Annotated in this window: 3 protein-coding genes and 2 pseudogenes; 2 read left to right on the top strand and 3 right to left on the bottom strand. The window is 63.8% G+C overall.

Annotated features, from left to right (window positions below; genetic code table 11):
• Nucleotides 1-109, top strand: a pseudogene (locus ACX80M_RS20840) (ATP-binding protein); the annotation flags it as partial.
• Nucleotides 110-153: 44 nt separating this feature from the next.
• On the opposite strand, the gene ACX80M_RS20845 reads toward ACX80M_RS20840, so the two are convergent.
• The 3 genes from ACX80M_RS20845 to ACX80M_RS20855 all read right to left on the bottom strand — a co-directional run bounded on the left by ACX80M_RS20845 (nt 154) and on the right by ACX80M_RS20855 (nt 2,978).
• A complete protein-coding gene (locus ACX80M_RS20845; protein WP_252615048.1) occupies nt 154-1,293 on the bottom strand; it encodes a site-specific integrase in 1,140 nt (379 codons plus the stop codon).
• Between the two features lie 320 nt (nt 1,294-1,613).
• Nucleotides 1,614-1,970: a helix-turn-helix domain-containing protein gene (locus ACX80M_RS20850; RefSeq protein WP_252615047.1), complete on the bottom strand. Its 357-nt coding sequence runs from the start codon at nt 1,968-1,970 to the stop codon at nt 1,614-1,616.
• Between the two features lie 3 nt (nt 1,971-1,973).
• Nucleotides 1,974-2,978 (bottom strand): tyrosine-type recombinase/integrase, encoded by a 1,005-nt coding sequence (locus ACX80M_RS20855; RefSeq protein ID WP_459310367.1) that lies wholly within the window; start codon nt 2,976-2,978, stop codon nt 1,974-1,976.
• Nucleotides 2,979-3,185: 207 nt separating this feature from the next.
• On the opposite strand from ACX80M_RS20855, the pseudogene ACX80M_RS20860 reads away from it, so the two are divergent.
• Nucleotides 3,186-3,288 (top strand): annotated as a pseudogene (locus ACX80M_RS20860) (ATP-binding protein); the annotation flags it as partial.

Consider the following 3,288-nt stretch of genomic DNA (forward strand, 5'->3'; position numbering starts at 1 on the left):
CGGCTATATCCCGTTCGACCAGGACGCCGCGAACCTGTTCTTCCAACTCGTCTCCAGTCGCTACGAACACGCCTCCATGATCCTGACGTCCAACCTCCCGTTCAATAAAAGCGCACAGGTTCCGCCCAAGGTATGCGCTTTCGTACCTAAAGTTCACAGGTGCGGGCTGAAGACATGATCCTCGTTGTCAACGGCATCGGTGACATAGTGCAGTGCACCTCCTTCCGTCATGCCAAAGACGGCAGCCACCAGACGCGGGTCGAGGCGGTGGGCCAGATCTGCGAGCCGGGTCTGACGCAGCACGGTGGGCGTGATGCCTGCACCGTCGAGGATATGGGTCATGAAGGATGACGAGACAAGATCCCGGTGCCGGCGTGTGTATCGGGTGGTGAACGCGTACGGATTGCCACTCAGGACGGTGGAGCGCGCGCTGAGAAACTCGTCTAGGGCGGCTGCCGTGAGCGGGTCAATGGGCACTGGATGCGGGCGCCCTGCGAATCGGATCGTCGCCGCGCCGACATCGATATCCACCAGGCGCAGGTGGCGAAGCTCGGTGCAGCTGGCGCCGTGGAGCAGACTCAACAGCCCGGCGCCGCGCTCAACGGGGTTGACGTTGTGGTCACTCCAGCGGGTGAGCAGCTGGCGCTGGTGGTCCAGGGTGAGGATGTGCCCGGCGAATCCGCGGGGACTCTTGCGCCTGATGGTGCCGGCGGGGTTGATCAGGATGAGTTTGCGGCGGCGGGCGAAAGCGAAGAAGCCCCGGCAGGTGGCCAGCCGCGATCCGGTGTTGGTCGTGATGAATTCTTCAATATCGGTGACCGCGACCGCTGCCCAATCAGTGATCCCGCGGCCTGTGAGTTGTTCAGCGAGCATACCCAGGTCTGCGATGCGGGCCTCGATCGTGTTGTCTCCCAGCTGGCCGTGGCCGCGGAGTTCAGCACGGATCCTGGAGTCGAGCAGGTGCCGGGTGAAGGCTTCGACGCCGGGGCGCAGTGATATGGGAACTCGGGCCAGACGCCGGTGCCGGCGGCCGGCCGCGAGCCGTTTGGGCTCATCGAGGTGGGTGCCTTTCCCGGAGCGGATGAAGAATTCATCGACCAGCCTGGTGGTAGCGCCGGCCGATCGGCCTGAGGTGTGCAGAGCAGCGATAATGGCGGCGGGTGTGGCCACGCCGGTGTGGAGCAGAGCCTCAACCTTCCGTAGATGTGCGGTTGCTTTGGGGGCTGCGCAGCGTTGGGCCAGGTCCTGGGCCAACGGCCCGAACCAGACCGGAGCGTTGTCTCCCAGACGCATCAGGGCCCCCTCGGTCCAGGTCGCGACCCTGGACGGGTCCCGCTGGTAACAGGGTGAACACAGGCCGAGGCCGTCATGGATTGCCATCCGTCCGCAGCCGGCGCAGATCCGGGGTGTTGGCTTCTTCCGAGGCCGGGCGCGGCGGACGCACATCCCGCAGATCCCCGACTCCGGGACCAGGACTCTACTGAGCTGGCAGGAAGGGCAGTCCTCTTTGAGGGCCTCCCGTTTGGCTTTCCAGTAACAGGGCGTGCACCGGCCGCGGGCATGCAGGGCGTCGCTGCCGCAATCCAGGCATTTCCCGATCAGCACTGTCCGACTCAGAACGGTGGAGGTGTCCGCGCACCACCGCGGGCACGGGCCCGGTCCGGACCGGGCGGGTCCGCCGAGCCGCCGGCGCCTCCGGCCGCGGTCCCAGTATTGGCGGAAGTTGCCGTTGCAGCAGAGTTGGTTGTGTCCAGTTCGAGGAGGTCGTTGGGGGTGCAGTCCAATGCCGTGCAAAGTGCGGCGAGGGTCTCGAGTTTGACCTGGACGGGCTGGTTCGTCAGAAGCGCGGAGACTGAAGCGGCGGATAGCTCCAGGCCGGCTTTCTCCGCCAGCAGACGACGTAGCTGGGCTCCCGTCCAGACCTCCCGCTGGGCGGCGGCCATTCTGAGCCGCCAACGGAATACGGCCATCGTTTAGTCCTCCTTCAAGTTGGTCAGGGTCGTGGAAATGGCCCGCCGGTAAGCGTCTTCGACAAACGTCGCCGACGGGGTGACATAGCGCATCGTCGTTCCCACATTCCAGTGGCCGAGCATCTGCTGGATCGCGACTAGATCGATGCCGCGTTCGTAGTTACGCGTCGCACAGGCGTGGCGGAGACCGTGCGGGCTGAAACGATCATGCACCGGATGGCCCTCCTCATCGCACAGGTGCGCCAGACGGTTGCGGATCGATCCGGAGTTCAGCTGGCCGCCGCCCTCGTCACAGAAAAGGACCGGTCCGGGAACCTTAAACCGGGGGCGTACTTCGGCCAGATACCAGTGAAGAATCAGTGAGAGGTCATCGAGCATGGGGACCCACCGCGGCCGTGGTCCCGAGCCCTTGGCAGCCTTGCCCAGACGGACGTGGATCTTCCCGAAGGGCCCCCGGTCAAAATGCAGATCGCGGATCTCCAGACTTGCCGCCTCCGCAGAACGCAATCCTGCATGATAGAGCATCCGCAACAGCGCATAGTCACGGGCGGCCGGCGTCCACTTGCGGGCCCCGTCCATCCGGTGACGCAGGAAGGTGAAGAATTCGTCCATCCGGGCCGGGGTCGGCGGGGGACGAGTGGCCGGGGAATCGCTTCCCACATGGCGGCCGGAGTGAAAGATATCGAGGGGGTCTGATAGCCGCGCTCCGAACCGTGACTCAATCTCGGCCCCATGCCTGGCCTCCAAGAATGCGAAGAACGACTTGAAGGTGCCTACGTATCCGCGGCGGGTCACCGTCCCGACGCCGCGTTCAATTAATGCCGCCATGATCGAATCAATGTCTTCCGGTTCCAGCTCCCACGCCGGTTTCCCCGCCAACGCCAGGAACCGCTCCAACACTCCCGTGCCGTTATCGATGGTGAGCTGGCTGAAACCCCGGGCGACCTGGCTGGCGACGAATGCATCCACACAGGCCGATTGATAAGCCGACGGGTCAATAAACTCCACCGTCGGCGAGAGAGCAGTGCATTGAACTGAGTGCAACCGCGGACGATCGTTCACCGCACACCTTCTGTCCAGCTTAGAAACTAAACCGCTACCTCATATTTGAGCACCCTACCTTGTGAATAGGTGAACGCCGCGCCGGACCAATAGCAGCAGGTCAGCACCCCAAACAGGCAAAAAGCCGAGAACGAACATGTGGGAACTTCAATACGCTGGGGCGACGTCTTCGGAGACCTGACCATCGCCTCGGCCATGATCGACCGGATCGTTCACCACGCCGACGTCATCAGCCTCAAAGGCAACAGCTACCGGC

Source organism: Pseudarthrobacter sp. MDT1-22, assembly GCF_054511035.1.

Excerpts from the sequence above, each read along its gene's own strand:
- ACX80M_RS20845 (WP_252615048.1), bottom strand. The coding sequence starts at position 1,293 with ATGCGTCTGGGAGACAACGCTCCGGTCTGGTTCGGGCCGTTGGCCCAG.
- ACX80M_RS20850 (WP_252615047.1), bottom strand. The coding sequence starts at position 1,970 with ATGGCCGTATTCCGTTGGCGGCTCAGAATGGCCGCCGCCCAGCGGGAG.